The organism is Neorhizobium phenanthreniclasticum (assembly GCF_040066075.1).
GTDB classification, from domain to species: Bacteria; Pseudomonadota; Alphaproteobacteria; order Rhizobiales; family Rhizobiaceae; genus Neorhizobium; species Neorhizobium petrolearium.
This window is the reverse complement of the sequence record NZ_JBEAAL010000001.1, coordinates 612,865-631,756: the sequence shown is the minus strand read 5'-3', so window position 1 is coordinate 631,756 and position 18,892 is coordinate 612,865. Positions and strand designations below refer to the sequence as shown.

The 18,892-nt window shown below is 61.3% G+C and carries 16 protein-coding genes; 9 read left to right on the top strand and 7 right to left on the bottom strand.

Features of this window, described 5'->3' with window-relative positions:
* Nucleotides 1-95: 95 nt before the first annotated feature.
* The gene (locus ABK249_RS03110) at nucleotides 96-506 is read right to left on the bottom strand and encodes a hypothetical protein (protein WP_348862201.1); all 411 of its coding nucleotides are present in this window, start codon (nucleotides 504-506) and stop codon (nucleotides 96-98) included.
* 388 nt (nucleotides 507-894) lie between these two features.
* On the opposite strand from ABK249_RS03110, the gene ABK249_RS03105 reads away from it, so the two are divergent.
* From ABK249_RS03105 to ABK249_RS03095, 3 genes are all read left to right on the top strand, one after another.
* The gene (locus ABK249_RS03105; RefSeq protein ID WP_348862200.1) at nucleotides 895-2,427 is read left to right on the top strand and encodes a glycosyltransferase family 39 protein; all 1,533 of its coding nucleotides are present in this window, start codon (nucleotides 895-897) and stop codon (nucleotides 2,425-2,427) included.
* A gap of 82 nt (nucleotides 2,428-2,509) precedes the next feature.
* Nucleotides 2,510-3,217, top strand: a complete 708-nt coding sequence (locus ABK249_RS03100) for an SDR family oxidoreductase (protein ID WP_037159073.1) — start codon at nucleotides 2,510-2,512, stop codon at nucleotides 3,215-3,217.
* Between the two features lie 15 nt (nucleotides 3,218-3,232).
* The gene (locus ABK249_RS03095; protein WP_348862199.1) at nucleotides 3,233-4,270 is read left to right on the top strand and encodes a 4-hydroxyproline epimerase; all 1,038 of its coding nucleotides are present in this window, start codon (nucleotides 3,233-3,235) and stop codon (nucleotides 4,268-4,270) included.
* Nucleotides 4,271-4,287: 17 nt separating this feature from the next.
* On the opposite strand, the gene ABK249_RS03090 is transcribed toward ABK249_RS03095, so the two are convergent.
* Nucleotides 4,288-5,214: a tetratricopeptide repeat protein gene (locus ABK249_RS03090; RefSeq protein ID WP_348862198.1), complete on the bottom strand. Its 927-nt coding sequence runs from the start codon at nucleotides 5,212-5,214 to the stop codon at nucleotides 4,288-4,290.
* A gap of 235 nt (nucleotides 5,215-5,449) precedes the next feature.
* On the opposite strand from ABK249_RS03090, the gene pyrC reads away from it, so the two are divergent.
* From pyrC to ABK249_RS03070, 4 genes are all read left to right on the top strand, one after another.
* Nucleotides 5,450-6,493, top strand: a complete 1,044-nt coding sequence (pyrC, locus tag ABK249_RS03085) for a dihydroorotase (protein WP_037159068.1) — start codon at nucleotides 5,450-5,452, stop codon at nucleotides 6,491-6,493.
* 119 nt (nucleotides 6,494-6,612) lie between these two features.
* Complete coding sequence (locus ABK249_RS03080; RefSeq protein WP_037159065.1) at nucleotides 6,613-7,791, top strand: GGDEF domain-containing protein; 1,179 nt, start codon at nucleotides 6,613-6,615, stop codon at nucleotides 7,789-7,791.
* A gap of 96 nt (nucleotides 7,792-7,887) precedes the next feature.
* Nucleotides 7,888-8,583 carry an orotate phosphoribosyltransferase gene (locus tag ABK249_RS03075; protein ID WP_037159064.1) on the top strand — a complete coding sequence of 232 codons (696 nt, stop codon included), beginning with the start codon at nucleotides 7,888-7,890 and terminating at the stop codon, nucleotides 8,581-8,583.
* Between the two features lie 73 nt (nucleotides 8,584-8,656).
* A complete protein-coding gene (locus ABK249_RS03070) occupies nucleotides 8,657-9,583 on the top strand; it encodes a carbohydrate kinase family protein (RefSeq protein WP_348862197.1) in 927 nt (308 codons plus the stop codon).
* Between the two features lie 64 nt (nucleotides 9,584-9,647).
* On the opposite strand, the gene pgi is transcribed toward ABK249_RS03070, so the two are convergent.
* From pgi to ABK249_RS03055, 3 genes are all read right to left on the bottom strand, one after another.
* Entirely contained in the window at nucleotides 9,648-11,273 is a 1,626-nt protein-coding gene (pgi, locus tag ABK249_RS03065) for a glucose-6-phosphate isomerase (protein ID WP_348862196.1), read from the bottom strand.
* A 101-nt stretch (nucleotides 11,274-11,374) separates the two neighbouring features.
* On the bottom strand, nucleotides 11,375-12,619 hold the full coding sequence (locus ABK249_RS03060) for an alpha/beta hydrolase (protein WP_227701777.1): 1,245 nt from the start codon (nucleotides 12,617-12,619) through the stop codon (nucleotides 11,375-11,377).
* 141 nt (nucleotides 12,620-12,760) lie between these two features.
* Nucleotides 12,761-14,458 (bottom strand): long-chain fatty acid--CoA ligase, encoded by a 1,698-nt coding sequence (locus ABK249_RS03055; RefSeq protein WP_348862195.1) that lies wholly within the window; start codon nucleotides 14,456-14,458, stop codon nucleotides 12,761-12,763.
* Between the two features lie 264 nt (nucleotides 14,459-14,722).
* On the opposite strand from ABK249_RS03055, the gene ABK249_RS03050 reads away from it, so the two are divergent.
* A complete protein-coding gene (locus ABK249_RS03050) occupies nucleotides 14,723-15,112 on the top strand; it encodes a PRC-barrel domain-containing protein (protein WP_227701779.1) in 390 nt (129 codons plus the stop codon).
* Nucleotides 15,113-15,212: 100 nt separating this feature from the next.
* Nucleotides 15,213-16,319 (top strand): hypothetical protein, encoded by a 1,107-nt coding sequence (locus ABK249_RS03045; protein ID WP_348862194.1) that lies wholly within the window; start codon nucleotides 15,213-15,215, stop codon nucleotides 16,317-16,319.
* Between the two features lie 6 nt (nucleotides 16,320-16,325).
* Here the strand turns inward: ABK249_RS03045 and nadE are convergent, their stop codons facing one another.
* Nucleotides 16,326-17,324 carry an NAD(+) synthase gene (gene nadE / locus ABK249_RS03040; protein ID WP_348862193.1) on the bottom strand — a complete coding sequence of 333 codons (999 nt, stop codon included), beginning with the start codon at nucleotides 17,322-17,324 and terminating at the stop codon, nucleotides 16,326-16,328.
* The gene (locus ABK249_RS03035; protein WP_348862192.1) at nucleotides 17,321-18,874 is read right to left on the bottom strand and encodes a class I adenylate-forming enzyme family protein; all 1,554 of its coding nucleotides are present in this window, start codon (nucleotides 18,872-18,874) and stop codon (nucleotides 17,321-17,323) included. The genes nadE and ABK249_RS03035 overlap by 4 nt, the downstream gene beginning before the upstream one ends.
* Nucleotides 18,875-18,892 lie beyond the last annotated feature (18 nt).

Sequence of the window (18,892 nt, the reverse complement as noted above, 5' to 3'; positions counted from 1 at the left end):
CGGTGATGAAGTCCGGCACGCCCGGGCAGAGGCCCTTGTGATGGAGCGCAGGACGCGAACCACGCCGACAGCTTTGAGCAAAAAGCTCGGAGCTGTTAGGCGATGCTCATCATGGAAGGAGGGGCCCGCGGGCCTGTATTGGGTGGAAAGAGGCGGGGAGGGGACGTCTCGTCGCGCTGGGGCTGTCGTGCCGCCGGAATGAAGCGCGTGATGGTCCCGACCATGTCGGTCGGAGTCGGCAAAAGCACCGATGCCGAGAGGCGGCAGGCTTCGCAGCCCGTGGGTTTGAATGATTCGTGTTTGCCGCTGCCACCGCCCTCATCATCGGTGACAGTCACGCAAAGGGTGGGCAAGTTGCCATCCGGCAAGGTGTATTGGGCAACCTCTGCGGCGGCCCATGTGGAATCCAGGCTTGGGGCCTTGTGCCCGAAACCGACCATAACAAGTGCAAGCACGCAGACAATGCGCACCAGCAATCGCTCGATGAAGGTCAGGCGAGATTCCATCGTATACCCATGCCGCGAACCGCTTCCATTTCTAGGAGCGTCTCATCGTCCGCTCACTGCGGTAGATCAAACAATGTGTCGAGAGGCAAGATGCCAAGCCTGTTCTGATGGGATCGCGGCCTTCTGCCGCATCGGGGTGGTGCTGAAGACGCAGGACGATCGAAGAGCCGGTATTCGAACAGCATCGAGCCCCACGTGATTTTGCACATAGGCGAACATCAGTCTGGGGAAGTGCGAAACAGGAATTATCCTTCTTGAGCTCCGTTGCGCCATTTTTTTCGACAGTCGGTGATCTATATCCAAGGTCCGGCCGTCGCCAGTTTGTTATTGATCCGTGCCGTGCGCCGTGTCACGTGCTGAAGGATGTCGTCTTCCACGAGGAACGGAAATGGATCGTGAGAGCGGCGCGATATTCGCGCGCGAAGATTTGGAAGAGCCCGGCCGCCTGACGCGATTTCTCTCGCGGGGCCTGTGGGCGAGCGCGCTGTTTCTCGGCATCTATTTTGCCCTGAGCATTGCCGTCCGGTTGATACTGCCGAATTCGCTGACCCTCGACGAGGCCGAACAGTCGCTGTTTTCGCAATACTGGCTTGCCGGTTACGGACCGCAGCCGCCTTTCTACAACTGGGTTCAGAATGCCTTCGTTCGCGTCATGGGGATTTCGCTGTTTTCCCTGATGCTCCCGAAATTCCTCATGCTGTTCCTATGCTACGTGTTCTTCGGCCTGGCGGCGCGCGAGCTCGATCGGCGTCCCGCCGTCGTGGCGATGGCGATGCTGAGCCTGGTTACTCTGCCGCAGGTCTCCTACATGCCGCAGCAGGATCTCACCCATACGGTCGCGGTGCTGATGGCGACCTCGCTGTTCCTCTATGGTCTTTTCCGCACGCTCAGGCACCCGGACTGGATTGGCTACGTGATCCTCGGAATTGCAATCGGCATCGGTATGATCTCGAAATACAATTTCGTTCTGCTGCCGGCGGCGACGGTCGTTGCGGTATTCTGTGATCGCGAGTGGCGCGGTCGCCTGTTCGATCCGCGCGTGCTTCTGACCGCCGTTGTTGGCCTGGCCATCATTCTCCCGCATGCGCTCTGGCTTGTCGGCAATATCGATCTCGCAACGAACGGTACGATCGGCAAGATGGTGGAAGCCAACGCTCCCCATGGAGCCGCCCGTGTTGCCAGGGCGTTCAGTTCCCTCGTCCTCGCCTGTATTGCCTTCGGAGCTCTGACGGTTGTCATCTTCGCGGTCGCCTTCAAGAAGGATTTTCGCCGTGCCTTGAGGGCTGGGGATCGGTGGACGTGTCTGCTCGGACGGATGATGCTGGTCGCACTCCTGGGCGTTGTCTTCGTGATCCTGGTCACGGGAACGACCAAGATCACCGAGCGCTGGCTCGATCCTTATTTGCTTGCCCTGCCGCTTTATCTGCTTCTGAAGCTGGAGCGGTCGGGTGTGGATACCGGAGCGAACCTCGGGCGCTTCGTGCCTGTCTTCGTTGTCATCATGGCCGTCACCCTGGTTCCGCTGGCGGGCAAGACACTGACCAGCGGGCTGACGGGCTCTTATTCACGGATAAACTATCCCTTCGCATCCGTCGCGGAAGTGCTGAATGCTGAACAACGACCCGCATTGATCGTCGCTGGCGGTATGCATCTTGCCGGCAATATGCGGCTGCAGTTTCCCGACGTGCCCGTCATCAATTCCGAGCAGCCGATCGAGGGCTTTCCGCCACCGGATGCTATGAGGGCACCGGTCTTGGCCATATGGATTGATGGCGGGAAGACCACAGGCACGCCGCCGATCGACCTTTCATCCGTGAACGTCCTGGGGCTGACACCGTCGCCCCCCCAATCCCTTTCGCTTCCCTATTATTATAGTGACGGCAACACGAAGCTGAGCCTCGGTTATCTCTGGCTTCGCTGAAGACAGTAGGCAAAACCGACGCGCTGATATACCTGTTCGCGGAGGCTGGCTGATCGCCGGCAAAATCTTCAGGGAGGTTCCGATGGCTGAGACGGAAAAGGTGGCGCTGATCACCGGCGGCGGACGCGGCATGGGCGAAGCGATAGCGCGGGAACTCAATGCTCAAGGTTACAGGCTGGCTCTGATGTCACCATCGGAAAGCTGCGAGATCCTGGCAGCCGAGCTCGGAGGCGTGGCATCCCGCGGTGTGGCGGAAAAGGCCGAAGACATTCAGGCAATTTTCGACCTTGCGATGAAGACCTACGGCCGCATCGACGCCGTCGTGAACCATACCGGCCATCCGCCGAAGGGTGATCTGCTCGACATCACCGATGAAGCCTGGACGCTCGGCTCCGACATGATGATCCTGTCGCTGGTGCGCATGGCCCGCCTCGTGACACCGGTGATGCTGAAGCAGGGCAAGGGCGCCTTCGTCAACATCACCACGTTTGCTGCCTATGAGCCTTCGCTGGTTTTCCCGGTTTCCTGTACCTACCGTGCGGCAGCCGGAGCTTTCACCAAACTCTATGCAGACCGCTATGCGGCGGACAACATCCGCATGAACTGCATTCTACCCGGCTATATCGACAGCCTGAACCACAAACCCGAGACCGCCGATAAGGTCCCGATGAAGCGTATCGGCCATGTGGAGGAGATCGCCAAGACGGCTGCCTTCCTCCTGTCGGACGGCGCCGGCTACATCACCGGCCAGAACATTCGCGTCGATGGCGGCATTACCCGCCACGTTTGATTGGAGCATCCCGGAATGAGATGGAAGCGCACGATCCAGCTTCTGGACGTTCATTGCGAAGGCGAGATCGGCAAGGTCGCGATCGGCGGCGTGCCGAAGATACCCGGCGAGACGATCGCCGCCCAGCTTCACTGGCTGAACACCGATCCCAAGGGGCAGGAGCTTCGCCGTTTCCTCTGCCTCGAACCGCGCGGCGCGCCGATTGGCTCCGTCAACCTGCTGCTGCCGGCAAAACATCCGGATGCGGACGCCGCCTTTATCATCCTGCAGCCCGACCAGGCGCATGCGAGCTCCGGCTCGAACTCCATCTGCGTCACGACGGCGCTTCTGGAATCCGGTATTGTCGAGATGAAGGAGCCGGAAACCGTCGTGACGTTGGAAACGGCGGCCGGCTTGGTCAAGGCGACAGCCTCTTGCCGGGACGGACGCTGCGAAAAGGTCAAGCTTACGATGGTGCCCTCCTTCGTGCACGAGCTCGAGGTTCGGCTCGATACGCCGGAATGGGGCGGGATCAGGCTCGATCTCTGTTATGGCGGCATTTTTTATGCGCTGGTGGATGTCGGTCAGATCAATTTGACGATCGAGAAGGGCAACGCCGCGGCGCTCGTCAAGGCGGGCATGGTGCTCAAGGACCTGATCAACAGGCAGATACCCGTCGTTCACCCGGAAATCCCGGCGATCTCCGGCGTTGCTTATGTGATGTTCCGCGATACTGAAGCCGATGGCACGGTACGCACCTGCACCACGATGTGGCCGGGCCGGGCGGATCGCTCGCCCTGCGGAACGGGCAATTCCGCCAACTTGGCCGCCTTGCATGCCCGTGGCAAGGTGAGGGTCGGCGACGTCTTCAAGTCGCGCTCCATCATCGGCTCGGAATTCGAGGTGGGACTGGCGGCGGAAACGACGGTTGCGGGAAAACCGGCGATCATTCCGACGATCGCCGGTCGTGGTTTTACGTTTGGCCTGCATCAGGTGGCGCTTGATCCGTTCGATCCACTCGCGGAAGGCTTTGCCATGACCGACGTTTGGGGACCGTCGGCCGGAGAAATCTAAGGTCGGAAATCTGAACTTTAGATTTCCTTGGCCACGGTCGTGGGCGTTTCCACATCGCCCGGCTTCAGGACAAGCGAGTTCACGCCTTCCGGCATGGACGGATCGCTCGGTGCCGGAACGATGCCAAGTTCCTGCATCTGCAGGAACTTGTAGGCGCCGAAGAGGTCGCCGGCTTCTCCGGCCTGGCGATACATTTCGGCAGCCTTCTTGGCATCGGCCGCGATGCCTTCGCCGGCCTCATACATCAGGCCGAGATTGACCATCGCATCGGTATTGCCGCGCTGGGCGGCAAGGTCATACCAGGCGATCGCCATCTGGTCGTCCTGCGGCACAAGCTGGCCTTCGTCGTAGATAGTACCGATGTTGAAGGCGGCCGTATCATCGCCTTCGGCCGCAGCCTTCTCGAACCATTGCAGCGCTTTGCTCACATCCGGCTTGGTGCCGAGACCGTCGCGATAAGCGACGCCGAGATTGTAGGCGCCAAGCACGTTGCCGCTGAGAGCGGCTTCCTGGTAAAGCTGAAATTCTGCCTGTTCGTCGCCGAGCCGCCCCATCAGCATGCCGAAATTCACCTTGGCGGCCGGATAGCCCGCTTGGACGGCGGCATTATACGCGCTCATCGCATGGTCAGGCTGCTGGATTTTGTTGAACGCACGGCCGAGCTGATAGGCAAAACGTGGATTACCGGTTGCGTCATAGGCCATCCGACAGGCATTGACGGCAGAACCTTCGATATCATCGATGCCGACCGGCGCGAATTCGCTGTTGCGCTGCTGGTCGTAAGGGCTGCCGGCGAGCCGGTCGCATTCCGTCTGCACGGCCGCCGCGAGCTGCAGGCTGGCTTGTTCCTCGGCACCCGGGGAAACCGCCAATGCGCAAAGTGCGATGGCGGTACCTGTGGCAATTGCAAATCCCCTGTTGACTTTGGATGCCTGGGATTTCATCGTATGTACTCCGACTCAGAGATTCCTCAGATTGGTTAACGAACGCTGTTGGCGGGCGCAGGTTCCGCTTGTCCTGAGCTTTCGTTCCACGATCGGTCCTCTTATCCTGCACATTTCCGTGAAGCCTGATATTTGGCAGATGAGATGTCCTGGACGGTTTCACTCATCCCATCGGATTGTTTTGGATGAGCCGTTGGTGGTATGCGGTTGAGATAGATCAATTCGGAAGCTTTTCATGAAAACGCTCACGCTTCGCCGCCCCGATGACTGGCACCTGCATCTGCGCGACGGCGCGATCCTGCAAGGGGTGATCGGCGATACGAGCCGGCATTTCGCTCGCGCCATCATCATGCCCAATCTGGTGCCGCCGGTTGTGACGACCACGGATGCCAGGGCTTATCGGGACCGTATCATCGCCGCGCTTCCGAACGGCGATCGCTTCGAGCCGCTGATGACCCTTTACCTGACTGAGCATACGGACCCGGACGATGTGGAGGAGGGCAAGAAGAGTGGCCTCATCACCGCGGTGAAGCTTTATCCTGCGGGCGCGACGACCAATTCCCATGGCGGCGTGCGCCATCTCGACAACGCGATGCCAGTTCTGGAGCGCATGGCGAAGATCGGCCTGCCGCTCTGCGTGCATGGGGAGGTGACGACGCCGGAGGTGGACATCTTCGATCGCGAGGCGGTTTTCATCGAGACGGTACTCGATCCGCTGCGCAAGCGCTTGCCGGAACTGAAGATCACCATGGAACATGTGACGACGGCGGATGGTATCGACTACATCAAGTCGTCGAAGGGCAATCTCGCCGGCTCGATCACCACCCATCACCTGATCATCAACCGCAATGCCATCCTCGTCGGCGGTATCCGCCCGCACTATTATTGCCTGCCGGTCGCCAAGCGTGAGAACCACCGGCTGGCGCTCCGCGCTGCCGCGACCTCCGGCGATGCGCGCTTCTTCCTGGGTACGGATTCCGCCCCGCATGTCGATCCGTTGAAGGAATGCGCCTGCGGTTGTGCCGGCATTTATACTTCGGTCAACACGATGAGCTGTCTGGCGCATGTGTTCGAAGAAGAGAATGCGCTCGACAAGCTGGAGGCCTTCACGTCACTCAACGGCCCTGCCTGGTATGGCCTGAAGCCGAACGAGGAGACGATCACGCTTGAGAAGCGGGATGAACCGGCCAATTTCCCCCCAAAGCGGGAAACAGGTGCCGGACCGATCACGGTTTTCGATCCGATGTTCCCGCTCCACTGGCAAGTGGTTGAAAAGTGATGCCTAATGCACGCGGATGGGTAGCATTTGGTGCAATGCGGTAACCTTTTGGATAGAATCCGGAATTAGCGTAGGCGCCAAGATTTCCCGCTGGGGGTGCCCCGAAGAGAAAGCTTGGCATGATGCTCGACTACCATTCTCTTCTGCTGGCGCTGGGTGTCTCGGCGGCGTGCCTTATGGTAACGCTGTTCGGAACATGGTTTTCCCGTCGTACGGATTCCTTTCTGCTCACGCTGGTCGTTGCGCTCTGCCTGATCGTATCGGGGATATTTTCCTATAGTTCCTACACTATGGAAACAGGCCTGCTGCGGGTATCGGTCGCCTACACGTTCCTCATGGCAGGCTTCAGCACCACCTATGCCGCATCCGTGCAGTTCCGGATCGGCAACAAGCCTTGGAGGCTTGCTGTAACGCTCTCTGTCGTAAGCGCCATACTGGGGCTGCCGCTCTTTGCCGTCGGGGTTGACGGGCTCGGGCTGATTGCGATGAATATTGGCGCGGCGATGCTGCTGATAGGCACCGCCTGGCAATACTGGCTGGCGCGTCAGGAAGCTCCCGGACCGCTGTGCGGAATGGCGATTCTCTATAATCTGAGCGGTTTATCCTTCGCCCTATGTGCCGTCGTCTTGATCGACGGGGGCCAATGGGTGCTCGGACGCGCACCCGACAACTGGGCGGAGAATCTCAATATCGGTGTCTGTATTGCCGGTATGACCGGCATCGGTTCGCTGTCGCTTGCTCTTCACCAGTGGCGCATGGCCGCCCATCACCGTCGGGAGGCAATGACCGACGCATTGACCGGGCTTCTCAACCGCCGGGCGCTTTTCGAGCAGCACGGCAGCCGCATCCTGAATTCGTCGACCGCCGTGATCGTTTTCGACATCGACCGCTTCAAGTCGATCAACGACCAGCATGGCCACGCAGCGGGTGACATGATGCTGAAGATTTTTGCAGAGGAACTGGCAAACGGTACGCCGGCGCCGAATACCGTAGCCCGTCTTGGCGGCGAGGAATTCGCGATGATCCTTCACAACGTCCTGCCCGGTCGGGCCGAACGGATTGCCAACGAGATTTCCCGTCGCTTTGCTGCCCGCGAAATCCCGATGGGCGAAACGGTGCTCCGCTGCACCGTCAGCGCGGGTGTTGCCGTGGGGGCGACAGGCGGTCAGCCATTCGAAACCGTGCTCGGTCTGGCTGATAACGCGCTCTATGAGGCCAAGCGCGCAGGTCGCAACCGTGTCGAGGTTGCCGGCTACCTGCGATCGGTGGACGTGGGCGACACGCGCAGCAGCGCCTGATCGCACGTTATTTCTGACATCATTTCCCGGCATCGTCTGGCGCCTGCCGCCGCATGCTGCTATTGCGGCGCGTGGTGATCAAACAGGAGCGGGCGCATGATCCAGACCACATTTCCAGACCGGGGCGTAATGGCCGAACTGATGGCGAAGATGCTCTGGGAGATCGGGGCGGTTCATTTCAGCGCCGACAAGCCCTACAAGCTTTCGTCCGGCATGATGAGCCCCGTCTATATCGACTGCCGCAAGCTGATCTCCTATCCCCGCATCCGCTCGTCGATCATGGATTTCGCTGCCGCGACCGTCATGCGCGACGCCGGCTTCGAGAAGTTCGATTGCGTCGCGGGCGGCGAGACTGCTGGCATTCCCTTCGCGGCTTTCCTCTCCGAACGTCTCGGCCTGCCGATGATCTATGTCCGCAAGAAACCCAAGGGTCACGGCCGTAACGCGCAGATCGAGGGACACATGCCGGAAGGCGCGCGCGTGCTTGTCATCGAGGACCTGATGACTGCAGGCGGCAGCATGTTCACGTTCATTGATGCCATCCGTGCCGCCGGCGGCGTGGTGGATCATGGCATCGCGCTTTTCTTCTATGATATCTTTCCGGAAGCCGGACAGCGTTTTGCAGACGGCAAGGTCCAGCTCCATCACATCGCCACGTGGCGTAATGTCCTGGCGGTCGCGCGCGAAGGCAAGCTGTTTGACGACAAGACGCTATCTGAAGTCGAGGCGTTTCTCGACGCGCCGCTCGCCTGGTCGGGCCGCAATGGCGGCGTGAGCGAACTGGCGCCTTGATTTTTTGCTCTGGCCTTTTGACAAAAGCTCGCTTAATCGATTGAAAGTTGCTGGAGCGAGCGGGAGGACTCTTATGATTTTGTGCTGCGGCGAAGCCCTGATCGACATGCTGCCGCGCGAGACGACGCTTGGAGAGAGGGGTTTTGCGCCCTATGCGGGCGGCGCGGTCTTCAATACGGCGATCGCGCTTGGCCGCCTCGGTCAGCCGACGGCCTTGTTTACCGGCATTTCCGACGACATGATGGGCGACATCCTGCGCGAGACGCTGGCAAACAGCGGCGTCGACCACAGTCTCGCGGCCGTCTCCTCCCGCCCGACGACGATCGCTTTCGTGAAGCTCGTCAACGGCCAGGCGAGCTATGCCTTCTATGACGAGGGCACGGCTGGCCGGATGATCACCGAGGCCGACCTGCCGGTGCTGGGCGACGATTGCGAAGCGATGCATTTCGGCGCGATCAGCCTCATTCCGGAGCCTTGCGGAAGCACCTATGAAGCGCTGATGGCCCGCGAATACAGGACGCGCGTCATCTCCTTCGATCCGAACATCCGTCCGGGTTTCATCAAGGACAAGCAGAAGCATATGGATCGTGTCCGCCGCATGGCCGGCATGTCGGACATTGTGAAGTTTTCGGACGAGGATCTCGACTGGTTCGGCATGGAGGGCGATCACGACGCGCTCGCCGCCCACTGGCTGAACGAGGGAGCAAGGCTCGTCGTGCTGACCCGCGGCGCGGAGGGCGCGACCGGTTATACGAAGAGCTTCAAGGTTTCGGTGCCGAGCGAGCGCGTGGCGGTGGTCGATACGGTCGGTGCGGGCGACACGTTCGATGCCGGCATTCTGGCTTCGTTCAAGAAGCAGGGCCTTCTGACCAAGGAAAAGGTCGCGGCACTGACCGAGGATCAGGTTCGCAAGGCCCTGGCGCTGGGCGCCAAGGCTGCCGCCGTCACCGTCTCGCGCGCCGGCGCCAATCCGCCTTTCGCCCACGAGATCGGTTTGTAATTTCAAAGCAATGAACGGATCCCTCCCGGCGCTCTGGCGGGGAGGGCTTATCGCGTCGCGGGCGTTATGCCTTTAGGCCCGCCAGCGCCGTCACAAGTCCCTGCGTCGAGCTGTCATGCCCTGCGACGCTCTCCTTGCCCTGCACGACGGGGAGCAGGCCGGTCGCCAGTTCCTTGCCGAGTTCGACACCCCACTGGTCGAAGGAATTGATGCGGAAGAGCACGCCTTCGACGAAGACGCGGTGCTCGTAGAGCGCAATCAGCCGGCCGAGCGCGAAGGGTGTCAGCTTGTCGTAGACGAAGGTGATCGATGGCCGGTTGCCGGTGAAGACGCGGTGCGGCGCGATGAAATCCGCCTTCGCTTCGTCCATGCTCTTGGAGGTGAGCTGTTCCTTCGCCTCGTCTAGGGTACGGCCCTTCATCAGGGCTTCCGATTGCGCCAGGCAATTGGCGATCAGGAGCTCGTGCTGGTGGCGCAAGTGCGGCTCGAAACCATTGGCCGCGATCATGAACTCCGCCGGAATGATGCTCGTGCCCTGATGGATGAGCTGATAGAAGGCGTGCTGGCCGTTGGTGCCGGGCTCGCCCCAGACGACCGGGCCTGAATTGCCCTCGACCGGCGTGCCGTCGATCGTCACGCCCTTGCCGTTCGATTCCATGTCGAGCTGCTGAAGATAGGCCGGGAAGCGCAGGAGACGCTGGTCATAGGGCAGGATGGCGCGAGACGGGTAACCCAGCACGTTGCGGTGATAGTAGCCGATCAGGCCGAGCAGCATCGGCAGGTTCTGGCGCGCCGGCGCGGTGCGGAAGTGCTTGTCCATCGCATGGGCGCCATCGAGGAACTTTCCGAAATTGTCCGGACCGATGGCGATCATCAGCGGCAGGCCGATCGCCGACCAGATCGAATAGCGGCCGCCGACCCAGTCCCAGAAGCCGAAGATGCGGCCGCTTTCGATGCCGAAGGCGGCGACCTTGTCGAGCGCCGTGGAGACCGCGGCGAAATGATGTTTCACGGCCGCTTCCCCGAGCTTGTCGGCGATGAAGGCGCGGGCCGAGGCGGCATTCGTCATCGTCTCGATGGTCGTGAAGGTCTTCGACGCGACGATGAACAGCGTCGTTTCAGCGTCGAGCAGTTTCAGCGTATCGGCGATATGCGCGCCGTCGACATTGGAGACGAAATGCGCGCGCGGGCCGTCATGGTAGGGCGCCAGCGCCAGCGCCGCCATGACGGGGCCAAGGTCGGAGCCACCGATGCCGATATTGACGACATCGGTGATCGGCTTGCCGGTGGCGCCCTTCAGGGCGCCGGAGCGGATGCCGTCGGCAAACGCACCCATCGCGGCAAGTACGGCGTTGACATCCGGCATGACGTCCTTGCCCTCGACAAGGACCGGCGTGTTGGACCGGTTGCGAAGCGCGGTATGCAGCACCGCGCGGCCCTCGGTGAAATTGATCGGAACGCCCGAGAACATTTCCTCGCGCTTCTTCGCGACGCCGCCAACTTCGGCGAGCCTTTCGAGGAGCAGCAGGATTTCCTCGTTCACCGCCGTCTTCGAATAGTCCATCAGCAGGTCGCCGAAGCTGGCGCTGAACCTTTCGAAACGATCGGGATCGGCCGCGAATGCAGCACGGATATTCGTGGCATTGGCTCTCGCGACGGCGGATTTCAGGTCTTGGATGATGGCCCGCATGGATATGTCCTCACGCTCGGAAAGGGATGCACGGGAACCTATTCGCTTTCCCCATCAAATCAAGCATGTCAAATCAAGCGCGGCTCAGGAGACGATGTGTTTTATTGCCCGACAGCCGTGGTAACCGTGTTGCCCACGGCATTGCCGAAGCGGTCGACCTGTTCGTTGTAGGTGCGGCGTGTTGCCGGATCGAAGATCGCGATCGGGGCGCTGACCGCAACGCTTGCGGCGCTTCCGACCGTCTGGGCCGTGCCGACCGCGACGGCGCCGAGCCGCTCTCCGAGACCCACATTGGAATCGGTCACTGTCTGTCCGGCGATCAGCCGGTTTCCGAGCAGTTTCACGACTTCCGGGCTTTCGGCGAATTTCCCGTGGTTCAGGCGATCGCCAGTCTTGAGCGCCGTCAGATCGAGGACGACGATGCCGGCCTTTTCGAACTCGCTGCGATAGGGCTCGACGGTCGGGTCCACCTGGCCGAGCCGGTCGATATTGCCGGAAATACGGCGTGACAGGCTGAGTGCCCGGTCATCGCGGGAAACGAACAGGGTGAAATGCGGCCGCTTCTCGCCGATCTCGGCAAGCTGATGGCTGAAGACATCGACGTCGAGATCCGGGGAGGCGAGGATGACGTTCTGGATCTTCGGTGCCACGCGGCCGTCGCGGATTGCCATCTGCCGAAGCGCCTCGACGGTCAGCCAGGACCCCATGGAATGGGCCATGATGGTGACTTCGCCGACGGTTGGCTCCTGGGACAACCGGCGCAACATCTCCTCAAGCGCCTCGCGGGAATAGTTCGTGCTTTCCTTGTCGTAGTTGTAGGCGAAAATGCTGCCGCGCGACGGCCATGTGAAAAGCACCGGCGCCACGTCCGCCTTCGAGTCGTGAACGATCTGGGCGAAGCGATAGACTGCATCCTCGTAGCGGTTGTTGAAGCCATGCACGAAGACCAGCACGCGCCGGCTTTTCGGCAGATGCTGCTTCAGCCAGCCCTGGGCGCTTTGCGGCGCCATCGGCGTGACGGAGATGGTCGCAAATTCCTTGGCCGGATTGGCGGGCAGTTTCTTCGGCCATTGCACCTGACCGATCTCGCGGGCGCTGTCCGGCGGAACCGAGACGCCGATCTCGGTGACCTGCAGATCCTTGCCGCGTTCACCGGAAAACAGCATGCCCGGCGTTTCGGAAGGGCGCCGCGTGGTCGCGACCAGCACATCGACCTTCGATGTCTGGGCTGCCCGCGCTTCAGTTGGAACGAGCACGCCTTCGGGCCGTCCGGCGCAGCCGGAAAGAACGGCCAGGACCGTGACGACAATGATCAGGTGAAACGAAAACCCGGTGCGGCTCTGCAAGCGAACTCCAACATGCTCTTTGTCCAGCCTATTATTGCAAAGCACTAATCAAGGAATGCCCGAGCGTCCACCATGAATGCCGGGATTCCGCAAATAGGGCCGGCGCTTGGAGGCAGCCTGTCACGGCAATGCAACGATCGGTCAGCCGCGTAGCTCGCGCCGCAGGATCTTGCCGACATTCGATTTCGGCAGCTCGGCGCGGAATTCGATGAAGCGCGGCCGCTTGTAATTGGTCAGGTTGGCGGCGCAATGGGTCCTGATGTCCACATCCGTCAGGTTCGGGTCTTTCTTCACCACGAAGAGTTTCACCGCTTCGCCGGAATGCTCGTCCGGCACGCCGATCGCCGCGCATTCCAGCACGCCGGGATGCATGGTGACCACCTCTTCGACTTCGTTCGGATAGACGTTGAAGCCGGAGACCAGGATCATGTCCTTCTTGCGGTCGACGATCTTCGTGTATCCTTGTCGGTCCATATAGCCCATGTCGCCGCTACGGAAGAAGCCGTCGGGCGTCATCGCCCTGGCGGTCTCGTCCGGACGGTTCCAGTATCCGGCCATGACCTGCGGCCCGCGGATGCAGATCTCGCCCACGTCGCCGGGCTCGACCTCGTCACCGTCATCGTCCCGAATGGAAATTTCCGTCGAAGAGAGAGGCAGGCCGATCATGCCGGTGAACTCGGTCGTGTCGAGCCGGTTGGCGGTGGCGACCGGCGAGGTCTCGGAAAGTCCGTATCCCTCGGTGATCGGGCATCCGGTCATCTTCAGCCAGCGTTCCGCCACCGGTCGCTGAACCGCCATGCCGCCGCCGAAGACGAGAAGCAGCGAGGAGAAGTCGAGCTTCTGGAAATCCTTGTTGTTCATCAGCGCGTTGAACAGCGTGTTGAGGCCCGGAAAGACGTGGATCTTGTATTTATGCAGCTCCTTCACCAGCGCCGAAATATCGCGCGGGTTGGCGATCAGGATGTTGTGGCTGCCGGTCGCAATGCCCATCAGCGAATTCACCGTCAGCGCAAAGATGTGGTAGAGCGGCAGCGCGCAGAGGAATTGCAGATTCTCCGGCCGGGGTTTGGTGAGGAAGGCCGTTTCCAGCCAGATCCCCATCTGCTCCTTGTTGGCGAGCAGGTTCGAATGGGTGAGGATCGCGCCCTTGGAGACGCCTGTCGTACCTCCGGTATATTGCAGGAAGGCGATATCCCGGCCATGCACCTCGACCGGGTTCATCGTCAGCCGTGCGCCTTCGGCGATGACCTGCTTGAAGCTTTTGGCCGAAGGCAGCGACCATTTCGGTACGAGCTTCTTGGCTCGCCGCACGACCAGGTTGACGATATGGCCCTTGAGGCCGAGCATATCGCCCATGGTCGCGACGACAACATGCTTGACGTCGGTGTGAGGCAGCGCCTGCTCGACCGTATGGGCGAAATTTTCGAGAACGAAAATGGCCTTTGCACCGGCGTCCTTGAGCTGATGCTCCAGTTCGCGCGGCGTATAGAGCGGGTTGACGTTGACCACGACCAGGCCGACGCGGAGGATGCCGTAGACGATCACCGGGTTCTGCAGGATGTTCGGCAGCATGACGGCGACGCGGTCGCCTTTATCAAGCCCCTGCGCCTGCAGCCAGGCGGCGATCTTGCGGCTTTCCGCTTCGAGCTGCCTGAATGTCAGCGATTTGCCCATGCTCGAAAAGGCAAGCCGGTCCGCGTAGCGCGCGCAACTTTCCTCGAAAAGCTCTCCGAGCGAATGATGGGCGAGGGGAGGAATCTCTTCCGGTACGGTCGGAGGATAGGAGGCCAGCCAGATTTTGTCCGGGTTTGCGCCCATTCGTGCGGACAGTTCGTTCATGAAAGCCTCCTCCGTTTGTGTTCCTGCTGCCCGCGCTTTTATCGACGCGTAGCGGCAAGGTCCTCCACCTCGCCGCGAGAAACAGATTATGCCACGCCACCATGACCTTGAGCCATAGGGAGTTTAAAAGAGCTATATAACTTTAACGTAAACGTCAATTGAGCCGTGATGCGCTCTCTCTGATGTCCGCAGGTCGGGGAACAAAGCGCCAGGGCCGGAGTTTTCCAGACGTAACAATACACCAGGAAAACAAGGAGGTGCGTCATGTTGCATCACGAACCGCGAGCTGGACAGGACCCCTATGTCAAGGATACGCCGTCGCTGATCGCCAGCGACAAGGTGGAAGGCACGCGCGTCTACGGCGCCGATGGCAAGCGTATTGGATCTATCGAGCGCGTGTTGCTTGAAAAGCGCGGCGGCCGAGTTGCTTATGCGGTGCTGAGTTTCGGTGGCTTCCTGGGGATCGGCGACGACTATTATCCGCTGCCTTGGGAAAAGCTGCGCTACGATGAAGAGCTCGATGGCTATCGTATCGACTTGACGAAGGACCAGATCGTCGGCGCCCCGCGGTATCGCGATCTGGACGACGAGACCTGGTACAATGACGGCCGGTCGATCTACGACTATTACGGCGTTCCGCCCTATTGGATGTAACCGGTAGAGTATTCGTTTTTGGGAGGCTCGCGATCAGCGAGCCTCTTTTCGTTTATTTAATTCTCATCATGCAAGTTCTTTCCCCAACAAGGGGATGATCATGGCGGGCAGGACGGAAGCGGGTACGGTCCGCGACTTTGAACGTGGCGACGTAGATGCCGTCGCACAGCTTTTTCAAAGGACGTTCCGTGACACGAAGACGCCATCGCCTTCGCTCGTCACCTATCTGAAACAGGCCTTTTTCGATCATCCCTGGACGGAGCCGGATATCCGCTCGAAGGTTTTCGTCGAGGGGAATGGCCGGATATCGGGTTTCGTCGGCGTTTTTCCCTCGCGCCTGGAATTGGATGGCCGTCTGCTGCGTGCGGCTTTTGCAAGTTCGCTGATGGTGGAAAATCCGAAGGAAAATCCGCTCGCCGGCGCGCGCCTCGTTCGCGCTTTTCTGTCGGGGCCGCAGGATATCTCTCTGACGGAGACGGCCAACCAGACAGCGCTCGGTATGTGGCAGAAGGCCGGTCACCCACTCGACCCGGGATACAGCCTGAACTGGCTGCGCGTGTTGCGACCGGCCGCGATCGGCGTGCAACTGCTGGAACGCCGCTTTGGCCCGGCCCGGCTCCTGCGTCCGTTCGGCCGGCTTACAGACCGCATGGTGTCGCTGGTCAGCAAATCGCCCTTCCATCCGGCCTACAATGGCAAGCTCACCTTTCGCGATGTGACGCCGGACGTGTTCGGCGATGCGCTGTTGACGCTCAAGGATTTCTATCCCCTGAGGCCGCGCTGGGACGCGGACAGCCTCGGCTGGTTCATCCGTCAGGCGGAGCAGAAGCTGAATTTCGGCTATCCGGAATGGCGGGTCGGTTATGCTGCCGACAACAGGCCGATTGCCGCCTACGCCTATTTCACGGAGCCGGGAGGCATCGGCTGGGTGCTTCAGGCGCTTGCCGCACCGGCCATGGCGGGCGATCTCGTCGACGATCTCTTCACCCACGCCTACGGGCTCGGCTGCGCCGGGCTGCGCGGTGCTGCACATCCTTGGCTGATTCCGGCGCTGATGACCCGCCGCACCTTCTTCTACAGCCGCTCTTTCTATGTCGCACATGCGCGGGACAAGGCGCTGCTGGAGCCGGTCAGGTCCGGCCAGGCGCTGATCAGCGGGCTGGCCGGCGAAGGCTGGACGCGCCTGATCGGCGACCGCTTCGACTGACTTTCGTCAGCCGATCATCGTCAACGGCTCGGCGTGCAGGTATTCCGCAACCTTGCGTTTGGAGGCGATATTGCGCCAGACGGCCTCGACCTGATCCGGGGTGATTCCCACGGCCTCCCCCACGTCTTCCCGCGAAATGCCGTTTTCGAGCCCGTAGAGGCAAAGGTCCATCCGGTCATAGGGCAGCGAGAAGTAATATTCGTCCTGGCCCTGCGGCAGCGACCAGGTATCGGTTGTCGGCGGGCGGCGGCGAATGTCGGCGGGCACGCCGAGCGCTTCGGCGAGCTGGTAGACCTGGCTCTTGTAGAGATGCGCGATCGGCTTGAAGTCGGCCGCGCCATCGCCGTTCTTGACGAAAAAGCCCTGGTCGTATTCCAGCCGGTTCGGCGTGCCGGCAACCGCGAAATTCAGCCGGTCGGCGTGGTAATATTCGATCTGCTTGCGGGTGCGCTGCTTCATGTTGGCGGCAGCGATCATGCCGAGATAGACATCGAGCGGCATGCGGTGGCGGCTCTGTTCGCCGGCCGGACTGGCGACGACCAGCCAGGAAATGTTGTAGCCTCGGTTCGAGAGCGCATTTTCCAGCACAACCTTGCAGCCCCAGCCGTCACCGAATTCCGGCACGATCTGGCGGATGAAACCGTCGCGGCGGGTGTAGCAGCCCGCGGCGGCGAGCGCCGGGCCGATATCCTCCAGCACTGTTTCGATGCCGATCGCTTCGGCCAGCGCCTTGCCGAGGCGCAGGCTTTCCGGATCGGAATCGTGCTCCGGCATGAAGATGCCGGTAACCTTGGCGGGCCCGAGCGCACGGGCGCAGAGTGCAGCCGTCACGCTGGAATCGATACCGCCGGAAAGCCCCAGCACGGCGCCGCGCTTGCGCAGATCCTTGAGCACCGTTTCGCGGATCCAACCGCAGATGCGTTCGATCTCCGCTTCCGCGTCGAGCCTCAGTGTTTCGGCCGAGAATTTCTCCGCAACCCGGGCACGCTTCAAACTCTGGATCATGCCACATTCTCCCGTATGATTTCGTTGGTCTCGCCGGCTCCGAGCCGGATCTTGCCGGTCGTCGTGCGCGGCAATGCATCGCGGAATTCGACGCTTTTCGGCACCATGTAATCTTCAAGCTGGCCCGCGCAGTGGCGGATGATCTCGCGTTCCGTCAGCACCGCGCCATCCTCGATCACCACATAGGCGCGGATCGCCTGACCGAAGACCGGGTCGTCAATGCCGCCGACGACCGCTTCGCGTATGCCCGGCAGCGCATAGAGAACCCGCTCGACCTCCTGGGGGCTCACCTTTTCGCCACGCGTCTTGATGATATCGTCGCGCCGGCTGACAAAGTAGAAAAACCCGTCCGCATCGGTGCGGAACAGATCGCCGGTATGCAGCCGCCGGCCATCAGCCACGGGAGAAAGCGCGCGCAGCGACGTCAGGCTGTCGCCCCAATAGCCGGACATCACGTGCGGCCCTTCGACGACGAGCTCTCCGACCACGTCGGGCGGCGCCGGGAACCCGTCCTCGTCGATGACGAAGGCCCTGGTGCCGGGAATGGCCTTGCCGACCGAAAGAGGCCGGCGGGCAATTTCATCCGGCGGCAGGTAGGTGGCGCGCAGGCATTCGGTCTGACCGTACATCAGGAAAAGCCGTGTTGCCGGGAAAAGACGTTGCAGTCGTTCGGTGAAAGCAGGCGGCATGGCGGCGGCCGCACTGGTTATATAGCGCAGCTGCGGCAGAAAGCCGGGCTCGAGATCCTTCATGCCGGCAATGAGTGCCGCCATCGGCGGCACCAGTGGGAAGCCGGTAGCCTTTACCTCCGCCAGCCGCTCCAGGATCTTGCGCGGAAACGCGAAGCTCTTTTCCAGAACCAGCGTGCCGCCGACCGTCACCATCGTGACCATCTGCGTAATGCCATAGCCGAATGAGAGAGGCAGCACGCTCAGCACGATGTCGTCCGCCGTATTGTCGAGATAGGAGGCGATTGCGTCGCAGGCGGCCTGGACATTGACATGCGTGAGCATGACGCCCTTCGGTCGCCCGGTCGATCCCGAGGTATGGATCAACAGGGCAAGCGCTTCCTCGTTTCGGAATTCCCGCGGCGGCGCCTTCGGCTCGCGCGCCACGGCCTCCTCGAACCGCAAGGCCTCGCCGGTATCTCTTCCCGCATCCGCCTGTGCGACGATCATTATAGGCCGGCTCTTCGCGCCGGCGACCGCGGCATTGACAACCATCTGCTGGCGCGCCTGCGTGAGGATCGCAGCCGCCTCGGTGCTTTCCAGGATGATGGCGAGCTTGTCCGCTTTGATCGAAGGATGGAGCGGGCAGGGCACCGCACCGGCCTTCCAGGCGCCAAAGAAGCTGGTGACGGCCTCGTGGCCGTTATCCAGCAGCATCAGTACCCGGTCTCCGGGCTTGACGCCGGCGCGGGCGAGGCTCGCCGCCAACCGGTCGGATTGCGCATCGAGGCCCGCATAGGTCAGCCGGACGTCACCCGCAACAAGCGCGATCTTGTTGCCGAACCGTCGGGCGCTGTCGCGGAGCCGTGCCTCTAGGCGCATCGCATGACCTTTCCGCCG